This is a genomic window from Pseudomonas sp. DF11 (assembly GCF_058148565.1).
Genome location: NZ_JBYVYN010000010.1, coordinates 1 through 12,698, shown reverse-complemented (window position 1 = coordinate 12,698; position 12,698 = coordinate 1). Strand labels below are relative to the sequence as shown.

The window sequence follows — 12,698 nt, the reverse complement described above, 5'->3', positions numbered from 1 at the left end:
CTCGGAACGCCGATGCGCCAAATCTGGAAACCTTTTCGAGCGCTTTATTTCGCCTCGCTGATGATGTTGATCGGCTCGGGCCTCTTGAGTACTTACCTGGCCTTGCGCCTGGCCGCCGACCATGTGGACAGCCTCTGGGTCGGTGCGCTGATGGCCGCCAACTATTTCGGCCTGGTGCTGGGCGGCAAGATCGGCCACCGGTTGATCGCCCGCGTCGGGCACATTCGCGCCTATTCGGCCTGCGCCGGGATCGTCGGCGCGGCAGTGCTGGGCCATGGCCTGGTGAACTGGCTGCCGGCCTGGATCGTGCTGCGGATGATCGTCGGCCTCGGGATGATGTGCCAATACATGGTCATCGAGAGCTGGCTCAACGAACAGGCCGATGCCAAGCAACGGGGAGTGGTGTTCAGCGGCTACATGATCGCCTCGTACCTGGGCTTGGTGCTGGGTCAGTTGATCCTGGTCATGCACCCGGCCCTGGGCCTGGAGCTGCTGATGCTGGTGGCGCTGTGTTTCGCCCTGTGCCTGGTGCCGGTGGCCCTGACCCGGCGGATTCACCCGGCCCCGCTACGTCCGGCGCCGATGGAGCCGCGTTTCTTCATCAAGCGTGTCCCGCAGTCGTTGAGCACGGTACTGGGGTCGGGGCTGATCGTTGGCTCGTTCTACGGTCTGGCGCCGCTGTACGCGTCCCAGCAGGGCCTGACGACCGAGCAGGTCGGCCTGTTCATGGGTAGCTGCATCTTCGCCGGGCTGCTGGTGCAGTGGCCGCTGGGGTGGCTGTCCGACCGTTATGACCGGGCGATGCTGATTCGCTGTTTTGCGCTGTTCCTGGCGATCTGCGCGCTGCCGCTGGCGATCCTGCCGAAGGTGCCGCTGGAAGTGTTGTTTGTGGCGGGCTTCTGCTGTTCGCTGGTTCAGTTTTGCCTGTACCCGTTGGCAGTGGCCTTTTCCAACGACCACGTCGAAGGGGATCGCCGGGTGTCGCTGACGGCCATGCTGCTGGTGACCTATGGCATTGGTGCCAGCATCGGGCCGCTGGTGGCCGGCGTGCTGATGAAAATGTTCGGCAGCCAGATGCTGTACGGCTTTTTCGCTTTCTTTGCCTTGGTGCTGGTATGGCGGATCCGGCCGAAAGCGGTGACCAACCTGCATCAGGTCGATGACGCGCCGCTGCATCACGTGGCGATGCCGGACAGTATGTCGAGTTCGCCTTTGGTGGCGTGCCTCGATCCCCGGGTGGATGAGCAGGTGGTACAGGAGCAGATGCAGGCGCCGGCCAATCCGGAGGTGGAGCCTGAGCCGGTCGCAGAGCCGGCTACTGAAACCGAAGCGGCGTCTGACGAACCGGAGACACCCAGCTTTACCCAGGCCAGGCCTTGAAGCGGGCATAAAAAAACGGGCAGTCACCGCAAGGGACTGCCCGTTTTTTATGGCGCTCGAAGATCAGAGGTCGTCTTTATCGAAGCGCCGCGCTTCTCGTTGGAGCTGGTAGACGAACCGTTCGACCTGCCGTTGCACCAGGCCACTGATGTTGTGGAAGCGTACACCGGCGAACGTGGTGTTGATCCTTTCTTCGAAATGCAGGTAACGCAGCTCGACTGGCGCGGTCATGTTGCCAAACGGCAGGGCTGCGATGAAGCGCTCATACACCTGGCCCAATTGCAGCCGTTCGGTGATGTCGCCGTCGAAACGCAACTTGCAGCCGGTGGCGGAGATGTCCAGCAGCTTGCCGTCCACGGGGGATTTGAGCTTGTCGCCGCCCAGTTCGACGCTCACCAGTTGCGCCAGTTTCAGGGCGGCGCGGAAGGCGTTGCGGCGTTGGTGGTAGACCACTTCGTCGGGCAGGGCACCGCGATAGCAGCGACCGTCGCTGGATTCGTCAATGGTCAGTGGACCCTTGCCATCCCATGCGATGCGCACGCCATCATGAAAACCCTCGACACGAAACGGCTCGCCGGCCAGCAGGAAACGCTCGCCATCGCGTGGGATCATTTCATCCAGGGCGATGGAGTTGGTCTCACGATCGACGTTGACCAGATAGCTCTGGAAGCGCTGGGTACGTTCATGGAAGGTAATGATCAGCGGGTCGTGGCTTTCTTGCAGCATCCGCAGATTGCCGGAGATTTCCAGGGGCGTGGTGAGGACCTTGGGTGGCTGCGGAGCATCATCCGCGTTTGAGGCATTGAACACGGTGGGTCAATCTCCAGGCAAAATACGACTACGAATAGCCAGCATTTTGCCAGCATGTATCGCGCGTTGATAGAGCGAAGGCATTGTTCGTTTCATGCCTGGCTGAGCGGGCGGTGCTTGACCATTCTGGCCGTCGAGCCGCTAGCGTCATACAGTGTCGGGATCTCGCCACCGTTCAGGATGCGCAATTGGTTGGCGGTGGCGGCCTGCTGCATCTGGATCGACTGGCCGTTGCGGGCGTTGGTCGCCTGGCATTGGGCGAGCAGGTCGTTGAGCACTTTACTCTGGGACAGCAGCTGGTCGCCGATCGTCGACTGGCTGGCCAGTTGCTCAAGGCCGTCATGACTGGCGGGCAAGTTGAGGCTGGCGAGGATCTCGCTGCGTTTGCGGCCATGCTGGTCAAGCAAGATGATCAATGCCTGTTTCTGCGCCAGGATGTTCTCCAGCAGAGGCATATCGCGACCGTGCAGTGCCACGGATTCGGCCTGCAACAATTCCAGCAATTGTTGCACTGGAACAAAGTCGTCGATGATCAGTTGCAATAAATTAGTGTCGTGCATGGCTGGCCTTGGGTCTTAAGCGTCCAAAAGCCTGGCGCAGGCGGGGCGGCCTAGCGCTGGGCTTCGAAGTTGAGCAGTTTGCTGGCTACGCGGTTGCTGTCGACTTTGTAGCTGCCATCAGCGATGGCTGCTTTCAACTCGGCCACGCGGGCCTTATCGACGACAGGTTGATCGCGCAGCTTGTCAGTGACCTTCTGCAACTGCTGAGCCTCATTGCTGAGGTGTACCGACTCCCCGTTGCTGACCTGTTCGGCTGCTGTAGGCAGCGGCGCGGATTTACCGGCTTCGGCGGTTTCCTTGGTCGCGCTGGTACGCGTAGTGCCTGTCAACGGTGAAGAGCTGTTTAAACGATTGAAATCGATGACCATGGTAAAAAACCTCTGGGTATTTGGACGCTTGCCATGTTTTCGGCCATCCCCAAAAAAACTTTAGGCTCATTTATTCAATGAGCATGCGCACGTCTGCGCTTGCCTTTGCGTAAGGCACAGTCTAGGGAACACCGGGATCAAGCGCCAGCTTTCTACCTCCTTTACCGGATCACTACATCGCCACTTCCACTTGGCCTGGGGCCATCACTTGCGCCTTGATCACGCGCTGGGAGTTGAGGTTTTTTACCCGTATCTGTTCACGCATGCCGCCGTTGGACAGGGCCTCGCCGGGCATCCGCACGGCCAGGGAACCGCTGCGGGCGGTGATGACCACCTGGTCGCCCTTGCGGACCACTTCGGCCTGCTCCAGGTGCACCAGCGTCACGACCTGATCGGCGACCATTGGTCGGACAAGTTTCTGCCCGATGGCCTGATCAACGGAGGTCAGGAAGCCCTGGGTGATCTGGCTGATGTCCCGTTCGCGCAACATCACGTCCTGGGGCTCGACAATTCCGGCCCGCTTGAGCGGACGAGTGGTTGTGACAATTTCTCGAAACAGGCGCACTTGAGCAGGCACGAACACTGTCCAGGGGGCGGCGCTGTCGCAACGAACCTTCACCGTGACGCGGCCCAGGGGCCTGGCCGGACTCTCCAGCGAAGCAGTCAATTCCTTGTCGCACATCGGCATGCGCAGGCGCGGGTCGAGCTGGTTGACTTCGATTTCGTAGCGACCTTCGGTTTGACTGGTTGCCAAATAGTCTTCTACGGTGAATTCAAGAAAGCCCTGAGTGACGCCGATAAGGAGATCAGGCAAGGTAACCGGAACAGCAGCAAGGGCAGGACCGCCCGAAGCGAACAGGCAGACAGCCAGTAGCGCACCGAGCCAGTGGCGGCAGAGAGTGGTCAGGCGTCGAGAAAATGTCGTTTGTGCGTTCATGCCGGTTCAATAGCAAGCCCCGTGCCGTTTAGTGATGAATGCGCGACGGACACATTAGCGTTATGTAGGAGTCAGGGCATGGCGGGAGTAATGGATTCGGTAAACCAGCGCACCCAGCTGGTCGGTCAAAATCGCCTGGAGCTGTTGTTGTTTCGTCTCGACGGCCAACAAATGTATGGGATCAACGTCTTCAAGGTCCGTGAGGTGCTGCAATGCCCCAAGCTGACGTTGATGCCCAAGTCCAGTCCCGTCGTGTGCGGGGTGGCCAATATCCGGGGAGCGACCATCCCGATTCTCGACCTGGCGATGGCGACTGGTTCCGGTCGGTTGCTGGACCAGAGCAATCCGTTTGTGATCATCACCGAGTACAACACCAAGACCCAGGGTTTCCTGGTGCGCTCGGTGGAACGCATCGTTAACATGAACTGGGAAGAGATCCATCCACCGCCCAAGGGCACTGGCCGCGATCACTACCTGACGGCAGTGACCCGGGTCGATAACCAGTTGGTGGAAATCATCGACGTGGAGAAAATCCTCGCTGAAGTGGCACCCACTCCAGAGGCTATTTCCGCAGGTGTGGTGGACGCCGAGACCCAGCACAAGGCGATTTCGTTGCGGGTATTGACCGTCGATGATTCTTCGGTGGCACGTAAGCAGGTGACCCGCTGTCTACAAACGGTCGGTGTCGAGGTAGTGGCGTTGAACGATGGGCGTCAGGCGCTGGATTACCTGCGCGCGCTGGTCGATGAGGGCAAGAAGCCCGAGGAAGAGTTCCTGATGATGATCTCCGACATCGAGATGCCGGAGATGGACGGGTATACCCTGACGTCGGAAATCCGCAGCGACCCACGTATGCAAAAGCTGCATATCATCTTGCATACTTCGTTGTCCGGTGTTTTCAACCAGGCGATGGTCAAGAAGGTCGGTGCCGACGATTTCCTGGCGAAATTCCGGCCCGATGACCTGGCTTCCCGGGTGGTCGATCGGATCAAGGCTGCAGAGTAAGTAAAGGTCGGGCGCGTTGTGCGCCCGGCAAGTCAACGCGATGAAAGAGGCGGTATCTTGTCTACGGGTAATTTGGATTTCGAACAGTTCCGGGTCTTCCTGGAAAAAGCCTGTGGCATCTTGCTTGGTGAAAACAAGCAATACCTGGTGTCGAGCCGTCTCAATAAACTGATGGAGCAACAGGGTCTCAAGTCATTGGGCGAACTGGTGCAGCGTATCCAGAGCCAGCCGCGCAGTGGCTTGCGCGAGATGGTGGTGGACGCGATGACCACCAACGAAACCTTGTGGTTTCGTGACACCTATCCGTTCGAGGTGTTGAAGAACAAAGTGCTGCCGGCGGCCATCAAGGCCAGCCCGGGCCAACGCCTGCGAATCTGGTCGGCGGCCTGCTCGTCGGGACAGGAACCCTATTCGTTGTCGATGACCATCGATGAGTTCGAGCGGTCCAACCTTGGCCAGTTGAAAGGTGGCGTGCAGATCGTCGCCACTGACCTGTCCGGGACCATGCTCAATAACTGCAAGACCGGCGAGTACGACAGCCTGGCCATCGGCCGGGGCCTGTCGCCGGATCGCCTGCAACGCTATTTCGATCCGAAAGGGCCGGGTAAATGGGTGGTCAAGGCACCGATCAAGAGCCGTGTGGAATTCCGCTCGTTCAACTTGCTCGACAGCTATGCCAGCCTGGGCAAGTTCGACATCGTGTTCTGCCGCAACGTACTGATCTACTTTTCCGCCGAAGTGAAGAAAGACATCCTGCTGCGCATCCACGGCACGCTCAAGCCGGGCGGCTACCTGTTCCTGGGCGCCTCCGAGGCATTGAACGGTTTGCCGGATCATTACCAGATGGTCCAGTGCAGCCCGGGAATCATCTACCAGGCGAAGTGATTGGCTTGGGTTGTCAAAAAAAGCGGGAGTCCCACGGGTCTCCCGTTTTTTATGCCCGCTAATTTCCTCCCCTCCACTATCCCTGTGGGAGCGGGCTTGCTCGCGAAGGCGGTGTATCAGTCGAAATAAATGTCACTGTCACACTGCATTCGCGAGCAAGCCCGCTCCCACAATTTGACGGTCACTGCCCTGGATAAGCGGCAGAAAAGCGGCAGCCAGCGGAAACCAGTTGCCGCTTTTCTGGCATTGCCGCCTTGCCGGTGCCCGCAAAGCCCCGGTTTATGGGGTTTTGGCAAGTGGCACGGCGCTTGCTTTAGCCGTTGTACGTACATTCTGGTCACCCAAAGGTTTCCGACATGAGCATCAGCTTCGATAAAGCGCTCGGTATCCACGAACAGGCCCTGAGCTTCCGCGCCCAGCGTGCCGAAGTCCTGGCCAATAACATCGCCAACGCCGACACCCCGAACTACAAGGCTCGGGACCTGGACTTCTCCAAGGTGCTCGCCGAGCAGAACGAGAAGACCAAGAACGGCCATTTCGCCCTGAACTTGACCAACAGCCGTCATATCGAGGCCGAAGGCCTGGGCAATGGCGACGAATCGCTGATGTATCGCACGCCGATGCAGCCTTCGATCGACCAGAACACCGTGGACGCTCAACTGGAACAGTCCAACTACGCGGAAAACTCCGTGAACTTCCAGGCCAGCTTCACCCTGCTCAACAGCAAGTTCAAAGGGCTGGTATCGGCCCTGCGCGGAGAGTAAGCCATGTCGATTGCTAGCGTATTCAACATTGCCGGCAGTGCCATGAGTGCCCAGACCACTCGCCTGAACACCGTCGCCAGTAACATCGCCAACGCCGAAACCGTTTCGTCGAGCATCGACCAGACCTACCGCGCCCGCCACCCGGTATTCGCCACCATGTTCCAGGGCGGCCAGTCCGGCGGCAGCGACTCGCTGTTCCAGGAACAGGACGCGGCCGGGCAGGGCGTACAGGTGCTTGGCGTGGTCGAAGACCAGAGCAACCTCGAAGCCCGTTATGAGCCAAACCATCCGGCAGCGGACGCCAAGGGTTACGTCTACTACCCGAACGTCAACGTCGTCGAAGAAATGGCCGACATGATTTCCGCCAGTCGTTCGTTCCAGACCAACGCCGAAATGATGAACACCGCCAAAACCATGATGCAGAAGGTCCTGACCCTCGGTCAGTGATAAGGGGCGAGTCACATGAGCGTTACCAATACAACAAGTGGTTTGAGCCTCAACGAGATTCTGGCCAACTCCTCGGTCAAGACCAATACCCCGACCGACGGCCTGGGGAATGCGACAAAGGCGGCGAGCGGCAACCAGGAGCTGGGCAAGGATGCGTTCCTGCAACTGCTCGTTACCCAACTGAAAAACCAGAACCCGCTGGAGCCTCAGGACAACGGTGAGTTCGTGGCCCAGTTGGCGCAGTTCAGTAGCCTGGAAGGCATCACCACCCTCAACGAAACCGTGAGCGGCATCGCCGGCAACTACAACTCGTCCCAGGCCCTGCAGGCTTCGTCGCTGGTCGGGCGCTCGGTCATTGCCCCGGGCGACAAGGCCGTGGTCGATACCTCCAAGAGCCTCAACGGCACCGTAGTGGTACCGGCATCGGTGTCCTCCCTTGCCGTCAAGATCATGGACAAGGACGGCAAGACCGTTCGCACCATCGACTTGGGCAGCCAGAAGGCCGGCAACTCCGCCTTCATCTGGGATGGCAAGAACGACGCGGGCACGACGGTCGAATCGGGCACTTACACTTTCGCGGCCTCGACCACCATCGATGGCAAGGCCACGTCGCTGATCACCAACCTGCCGGCCACGGTCAGCAGCGTGACGATCAGCCAGACGGGCGGTGAGCTGATGCTCAACCTGGCCGGGCTGGGCAGCATCGCCCTGTCCAAAGTACAAACTATTGGTATGTAGAGCCGACTAACCGGCAAAAGGAGTCAACATGTCTTTTAACATCGGCCTTAGCGGTCTCTATGCAGCCAACAAACAGCTGGACGTGACCGGCAACAACATCGCCAACGTGGCGACCACCGGTTTCAAATCGTCCCGCGCGGAATTTGAAGATGTCTACTCGGCCACCAGGCTGGGCTCGGGCAGCAAGACCGTCGGCAACGGCGTGCGCCTGGCCAACGTCTCCCAGCAGTTCGGCCAGGGTGACGTGAACAACACCGGCAACGTGCTGGACATGGGCATTCAGGGCCAGGGCTTCTTTGTCCTGAGCAACGACGGCTCCCTGAGCTACACCCGTGCCGGTACCTTCAAGACCGACAAGGACGGCTACATCACCAACAGCGACGGCACTGCACGCCTGCAGGGCTATGGCGTGGATGCCAACGGCAAGATTCAGAACGGTATCCTGACCGACCTGCGCATCGACACCTCCAACCTGCCGCCAACGGCCACCAGCCTGGTGTCCTCGACGATCAACCTGAACTCGACGGCGACGGCGATCACCGCAGCGTTCAACCCGGCCGACACGGCGACGTTCACCAAGCAATTCACCACCCCGGTCTATGACACCCAGGGCAACCAGCACTCCATGGACCAGTACATGGTCAAGACTGCCGGCAACACCTGGAACGTCTATACCTTGATCGATGGTCGTAACCTGAACGGCACCGCGCCGACCACGACCGGTGCGAACGCTCCCATTCCTTCGACCATGAGCTTTGATTCGAGCGGCAAGCTGACTCAGGTCAGCACGCCGCCAGTGCCGCCTGCCACTACGCCGACCATCAACAGCGACCTGGTGTTGACTGGCTGGGTACCTGGCACCGTGACCAACGGCGTATGGGCCGCCAACGGCGCCGCCAGTGCACCAACCATCACGATTTCCATGGGCAATACCAGCCAGTACAACGCCGACACCGCACGCTCGATTCCGACCCAGAACGGCTACGCCACCGGCCAGATCACCAACCTGACCATCGACGGCAGTGGTGTGTTGCTGGCCAACTTCAGCAACAACCAGACCAAGCCGATCGGCCAGCTCGCGCTTGCCAGCTTCACCAACGAGCAAGGTCTGCAGCCGGTAGGTGGTACCAGCTGGAAGGAAACCTTCGCCTCGGGTATCCCAGGCTACGATGCTCCGCAAACCGGCACCTTGGGTTCGATCGTCTCCAACGCCCTGGAAGAGTCCAACGTCAACCTGACCAACGAACTGGTCGAGTTGATCAAGGCCCAGAGCAACTACCAGGCGAACGCCAAGACCATCTCCACCCAGAGCACCATCATGCAGACCATCATTCAGATGACTTGATAGCTGGCTGTTTTAAAAAACCGATGTCCCGAGGCATCGGTTTTTTTATGCGCGAAATTCTTCACGGAATAACGACCGTTTGTCGGCTGGCTGGTGCGGAACTTGCACTTCAGTCCTAAACGCTCACCGAGCGTCAAGTTTCCATACGACTGTCATCGAGTCTGTATTGACTGACGACAGGGATGTCACGAAAACCAAGGGACGGATACCAGTTGAAACCCCATAACGCTATCAGTGCGCCTGTCGTTGCACCTTCATTGAAATCGGTACTGCGTCGGGGGCTGCTGGGCGCTGCGCTGTTTTCCGGTGTGATCAATATTCTGGCGTTGATCGGGCCGGTGTTCATGCTGGAAGTGTATGACCGGGTCATTCCCAGTCAGAGCATTCCGACATTGGTTGCCCTAGGGCTGTTGGTGCTGGGGGTTTACGCATTATCCGGCCTGCTGGATATCGTGCGTTCCCGGGTCATGGTCAGAATCGCTTCTGCCTTTGATCTGGCGTTGTCTTCCAGAGTCTTCAGTGTTATTTCCGGAGCCTCATTAAAGACACAGATTACAGGGGACGCCTTGAAACCGGCCCAGGAGTTGGACCAGATCCGCGGTTTTATCAGTGGGCCAGGGTTGGTGGCGTTCTTTGATCTGCCATGGATGCCGGTTTACCTGGCGGTCTGCTTTTATATCCATCCGTCATTCGGCTGGCTGACCACAGTGCTGATGATCGTTCTGATCGCCCTGACGGTCATGACTGACCGACAAACCCGCAAATTGACGCAAGCCTCGTCCGAGGCGTTGAACAAACGCAACCATCACGGCCAACAGTCCCACCAGAACGCCGAAGCACTGGCTGCCATGGGCATGGTCGAGCATGCTTCGGCTATCTGGCAAAACCACCACAGCACTTACACCACGTTGCAGCGTCGTTCGGTGGACATCGGTAGTTTATTTGGCGGAATCTCGAAAAACCTGCGCCTGGCCGTACAATCGGGGTCGTTGGCTCTGGGTGCCTATCTGGTCATTCAAGGTGATCTGAGTGGTGGCACGATGGTTGCCGCTTCGATCATCGTCGCGCGCACGCTGGCCCCTGCTGAGCAGGTTATTGCTACTTGGCGCAGTCTGTTGGGCGCGCATATCGCCTGGCGAAAACTGCTGGAAGTCTTCAGCCTGTTTCCCCATCAGCAGAACAAGACTGAACTGCCGGCGGCTCATTGTAGCTTGCAAGTGGAGGGGATATTTGCCGCAGCTCCCGGCAATCAGCGCCTGACTCTGCAGAACATCAATTTCGCTGTGGCGGCAGGCACCGCTGTAGGTGTCGTGGGGCCGAGCGCATCGGGAAAATCGTCGTTGGCCCGTGTTCTGGTCAACGCCTGGCGCCCCGCCCGTGGACACGTGCGGCTCGATGGAGCGCCGCTTGATCTGCTGACGAATCAGGCCCGCGGCAAGCTGATCGGCTACCTGCCGCAGAGCGTGGGGTTGTTCTCCGGCACAGTGGCTCAGAACATTGCACGTCTTAACCCTTCAGCGGCTGACAATTCGATCGTCGCCGCCGCCCAATTGGCGGGCGTTCACGAGCTTATTTTGCAACTACCCCAAGGTTACGAAACCCAGGTCGGGGAGGGCGGTGTCAATCTGTCCGCAGGACAACGCCAACGCGTTGCACTGGCCCGGGCATTGTATGGCGACCCGTTCCTGGTGGTGCTGGACGAGCCCAACTCCAATCTCGATGCCGAGGGCGAGCATGCACTGGCCAAGGCGATCCTGGCGATCAAGGCGCGCGGCGGCATTGTTGTAGTCATCGCCCATCGAACCAACATCTTGTCAGTAATTGATCAGGTACTGATTCTGGAAAACGGCCTTCAGGCAGCTTTTGGACCTAAAGAGTCCGTGCTGAGAAAAATCACGCCACCGGCTTCTCGGCCTGCGAGCAATGTTGTGGAAATGGGAGTATCGAACTGATGTACAACGATCAGGAAAGTACCCTCAACCATTCGTTAGCCCGTCATTTGCGCCTGGGTGTGATCTCTCTGGTGGTGTTGCTCGGTGGCGGTTTGACTTGGGCGATCTGCACCAATCTGTCCGGGGCGGTCATTGCCACCGGCACCCTCGCGGTGGAGGGAAGCGTCAAAAAAATCCAGCACCCTACAGGCGGCGTGGTCGCCGAGTTACTGGTCAAGGAAGGCCAGCAGGTTGCAGCGGGGGATGTCTTGCTCCGTCTTGATGCGACCTTACAAGCAGCCAGTCAGGCCATCGTGAGCAAATCATTGAATCAAGCCTGGGCACGCCAGGCACGCCTGGAAGCCGAGCGCGACAATGCCAATGAAGTCGCGGTGCCGAAAGAGTTGCTCGCACGCATGAGTGTCGAGCAGGCAAGTGTGCTGATGGCCAGTGAGCAGCAACTGTTCCTGGATCGACGAGCATCTCGTGAAGGACAGAAAAAGCAACTGCGCCAGCGGGTGCAGCAACTCAATGAAACCATTGTCGGCCACGACATCCAGCAGAGAACCAAGTCCGAAGAAATCGAGCTGATTGACACGGAGTACCAAGCGGTCAAAAAACTCTTCGACAAAGGCCTCATGACTCTGGATCGGGTCAATGCCCTGGCTCGCGGCATCGCTCGGCTGCGCGGCGAGCGTGGACAATTGATGGCTTCCATTGCCGAGGCCCGGGGCAAGATCGCCGAAACCGAGCTGCAACGGCTACAGGTCGATCAGACTTTTCGCAGCGAGGTCTCAGAAGAGCTGCGCGACTTACTCGCACGCCAGGGCGAATTGATTGAGCGTGAAATTTCCGCCAATGACCAACTCAAGCGCATCGACATCACCTCACCGATTGCCGGGCGGGTACAGCAATTGGCCGTTCACACAGTTGGCGGAGTAATTTCCCCCGCCGAAGGCCTGATGCAGATTGTCCCTGCCGATGATGAGTTGTTGGTCGAGGCGAAGATCAGTGCGCAGGATATTGACCAAGTCTCCCTCGGGCAGGACGCCACGTTGCGCCTGTCAGCTTTCAATCGCAGTACCACGCCGGAACTCAAGGGAACGGTGGTGCGGTTGTCTGCCGATCTGATTCAGGACGAACGCACCGGTGCCGGTTTCTATCGGGCAGGTATCCGCATTTCCAAAGGCGAGGCGACGCGGTTGTCCGGCCTGACGCTGGTACCGGGTATGCCGGTGGAGTCGCTTATCAAAACCGGTGACAGAACAGTCCTGTCCTACCTGCTTAAACCAATCAGTGATCACGCCCAACGTGCGTTCAGAGAAGGGTAAGGCCTCCGACGGACTTAGCGTTTTCAGCGTAAATTTCCAACACACACAAGGAAGCTGTAATGGCAGTTATTAACGGAACCAGCGCTGCAGATACACTGGTGGGTACTGCAGGTGATGATCAGATGCGCGGTTTGGCTGGTGACGATGTTCTGAACGGCGGGGATGGTAACGATCTTTTGATTGGTGGGGAGGGGGCT

General features: G+C 58.8%; 14 protein-coding genes. 10 read left to right on the top strand and 4 right to left on the bottom strand.

The window, feature by feature from the left end; all coding sequences use genetic code 11:
* Positions 1-12: 12 nt before the first annotated feature.
* Positions 13-1,380 (top strand): MFS transporter, encoded by a 1,368-nt coding sequence (locus tag AC30D9_RS24545; RefSeq protein WP_134925456.1) that lies wholly within the window; start codon positions 13-15, stop codon positions 1,378-1,380.
* Between the two features lie 63 nt (positions 1,381-1,443).
* Here AC30D9_RS24545 and AC30D9_RS24540 read toward each other — a convergent pair whose 3' ends face one another.
* The 4 genes from AC30D9_RS24540 to flgA form a co-directional block, all read right to left on the bottom strand.
* The gene (locus tag AC30D9_RS24540) at positions 1,444-2,190 is read right to left on the bottom strand and encodes a flagellar brake protein (protein WP_307575378.1); all 747 of its coding nucleotides are present in this window, start codon (positions 2,188-2,190) and stop codon (positions 1,444-1,446) included.
* Positions 2,191-2,282: 92 nt separating this feature from the next.
* A complete protein-coding gene (locus AC30D9_RS24535) occupies positions 2,283-2,750 on the bottom strand; it encodes a flagella synthesis protein FlgN (protein ID WP_134925455.1) in 468 nt (155 codons plus the stop codon).
* A 50-nt stretch (positions 2,751-2,800) separates the two neighbouring features.
* Positions 2,801-3,118, bottom strand: a complete 318-nt coding sequence (flgM, locus tag AC30D9_RS24530) for a flagellar biosynthesis anti-sigma factor FlgM (RefSeq protein WP_109753934.1) — start codon at positions 3,116-3,118, stop codon at positions 2,801-2,803.
* Positions 3,119-3,290: 172 nt separating this feature from the next.
* The gene (gene flgA / locus AC30D9_RS24525; RefSeq protein WP_134925454.1) at positions 3,291-4,055 is read right to left on the bottom strand and encodes a flagellar basal body P-ring formation chaperone FlgA; all 765 of its coding nucleotides are present in this window, start codon (positions 4,053-4,055) and stop codon (positions 3,291-3,293) included.
* 78 nt (positions 4,056-4,133) lie between these two features.
* Between flgA and AC30D9_RS24520 the strand changes: the two genes are divergently transcribed.
* The 9 genes from AC30D9_RS24520 to AC30D9_RS24480 form a co-directional block, all read left to right on the top strand.
* The gene (locus AC30D9_RS24520; protein WP_060741036.1) at positions 4,134-5,060 is read left to right on the top strand and encodes a chemotaxis protein CheV; all 927 of its coding nucleotides are present in this window, start codon (positions 4,134-4,136) and stop codon (positions 5,058-5,060) included.
* 57 nt (positions 5,061-5,117) lie between these two features.
* Positions 5,118-5,945 (top strand): protein-glutamate O-methyltransferase CheR, encoded by an 828-nt coding sequence (gene cheR / locus AC30D9_RS24515; RefSeq protein ID WP_109753935.1) that lies wholly within the window; start codon positions 5,118-5,120, stop codon positions 5,943-5,945.
* 356 nt (positions 5,946-6,301) lie between these two features.
* The gene (gene flgB, locus AC30D9_RS24510; protein WP_134925453.1) at positions 6,302-6,709 is read left to right on the top strand and encodes a flagellar basal body rod protein FlgB; all 408 of its coding nucleotides are present in this window, start codon (positions 6,302-6,304) and stop codon (positions 6,707-6,709) included.
* A gap of 3 nt (positions 6,710-6,712) precedes the next feature.
* On the top strand, positions 6,713-7,156 hold the full coding sequence (gene flgC, locus AC30D9_RS24505; RefSeq protein WP_003204730.1) for a flagellar basal body rod protein FlgC: 444 nt from the start codon (positions 6,713-6,715) through the stop codon (positions 7,154-7,156).
* Between the two features lie 15 nt (positions 7,157-7,171).
* Positions 7,172-7,894 carry a flagellar hook assembly protein FlgD gene (gene flgD, locus AC30D9_RS24500; RefSeq protein WP_134925452.1) on the top strand — a complete coding sequence of 241 codons (723 nt, stop codon included), beginning with the start codon at positions 7,172-7,174 and terminating at the stop codon, positions 7,892-7,894.
* A gap of 28 nt (positions 7,895-7,922) precedes the next feature.
* On the top strand, positions 7,923-9,239 hold the full coding sequence (gene flgE / locus AC30D9_RS24495; protein WP_134925451.1) for a flagellar hook protein FlgE: 1,317 nt from the start codon (positions 7,923-7,925) through the stop codon (positions 9,237-9,239).
* Positions 9,240-9,451: 212 nt separating this feature from the next.
* A complete protein-coding gene (locus AC30D9_RS24490; RefSeq protein WP_490145047.1) occupies positions 9,452-11,191 on the top strand; it encodes a type I secretion system permease/ATPase in 1,740 nt (579 codons plus the stop codon).
* Complete coding sequence (locus AC30D9_RS24485; RefSeq protein WP_134925449.1) at positions 11,191-12,501, top strand: HlyD family type I secretion periplasmic adaptor subunit; 1,311 nt, start codon at positions 11,191-11,193, stop codon at positions 12,499-12,501. The genes AC30D9_RS24490 and AC30D9_RS24485 overlap by 1 nt, the downstream gene beginning before the upstream one ends.
* Before the next feature lie 59 nt (positions 12,502-12,560).
* Positions 12,561-12,698, top strand: a 138-nt coding sequence (locus tag AC30D9_RS24480) for a calcium-binding protein (protein WP_490145107.1), incomplete at its 3' end; no start/stop codon positions are given.

Excerpts from the sequence above, each read along its gene's own strand:
- AC30D9_RS24545 (WP_134925456.1), top strand. The coding sequence starts at position 13 with ATGCGCCAAATCTGGAAACCTTTTCGAGCGCTTTATTTCGCCTCGCTG.
- AC30D9_RS24535 (WP_134925455.1), bottom strand. The coding sequence starts at position 2,750 with ATGCACGACACTAATTTATTGCAACTGATCATCGACGACTTTGTTCCA.
- flgC (WP_003204730.1), top strand. The coding sequence starts at position 6,713 with ATGTCGATTGCTAGCGTATTCAACATTGCCGGCAGTGCCATGAGTGCC.
- AC30D9_RS24485 (WP_134925449.1), top strand. The coding sequence starts at position 11,191 with ATGTACAACGATCAGGAAAGTACCCTCAACCATTCGTTAGCCCGTCAT.
- flgE (WP_134925451.1), top strand. The coding sequence starts at position 7,923 with ATGTCTTTTAACATCGGCCTTAGCGGTCTCTATGCAGCCAACAAACAG.
- flgA (WP_134925454.1), bottom strand. The coding sequence starts at position 4,055 with ATGAACGCACAAACGACATTTTCTCGACGCCTGACCACTCTCTGCCGC.
- flgD (WP_134925452.1), top strand. The coding sequence starts at position 7,172 with ATGAGCGTTACCAATACAACAAGTGGTTTGAGCCTCAACGAGATTCTG.
- AC30D9_RS24520 (WP_060741036.1), top strand. The coding sequence starts at position 4,134 with ATGGCGGGAGTAATGGATTCGGTAAACCAGCGCACCCAGCTGGTCGGT.
- flgB (WP_134925453.1), top strand. The coding sequence starts at position 6,302 with ATGAGCATCAGCTTCGATAAAGCGCTCGGTATCCACGAACAGGCCCTG.
- flgM (WP_109753934.1), bottom strand. The coding sequence starts at position 3,118 with ATGGTCATCGATTTCAATCGTTTAAACAGCTCTTCACCGTTGACAGGC.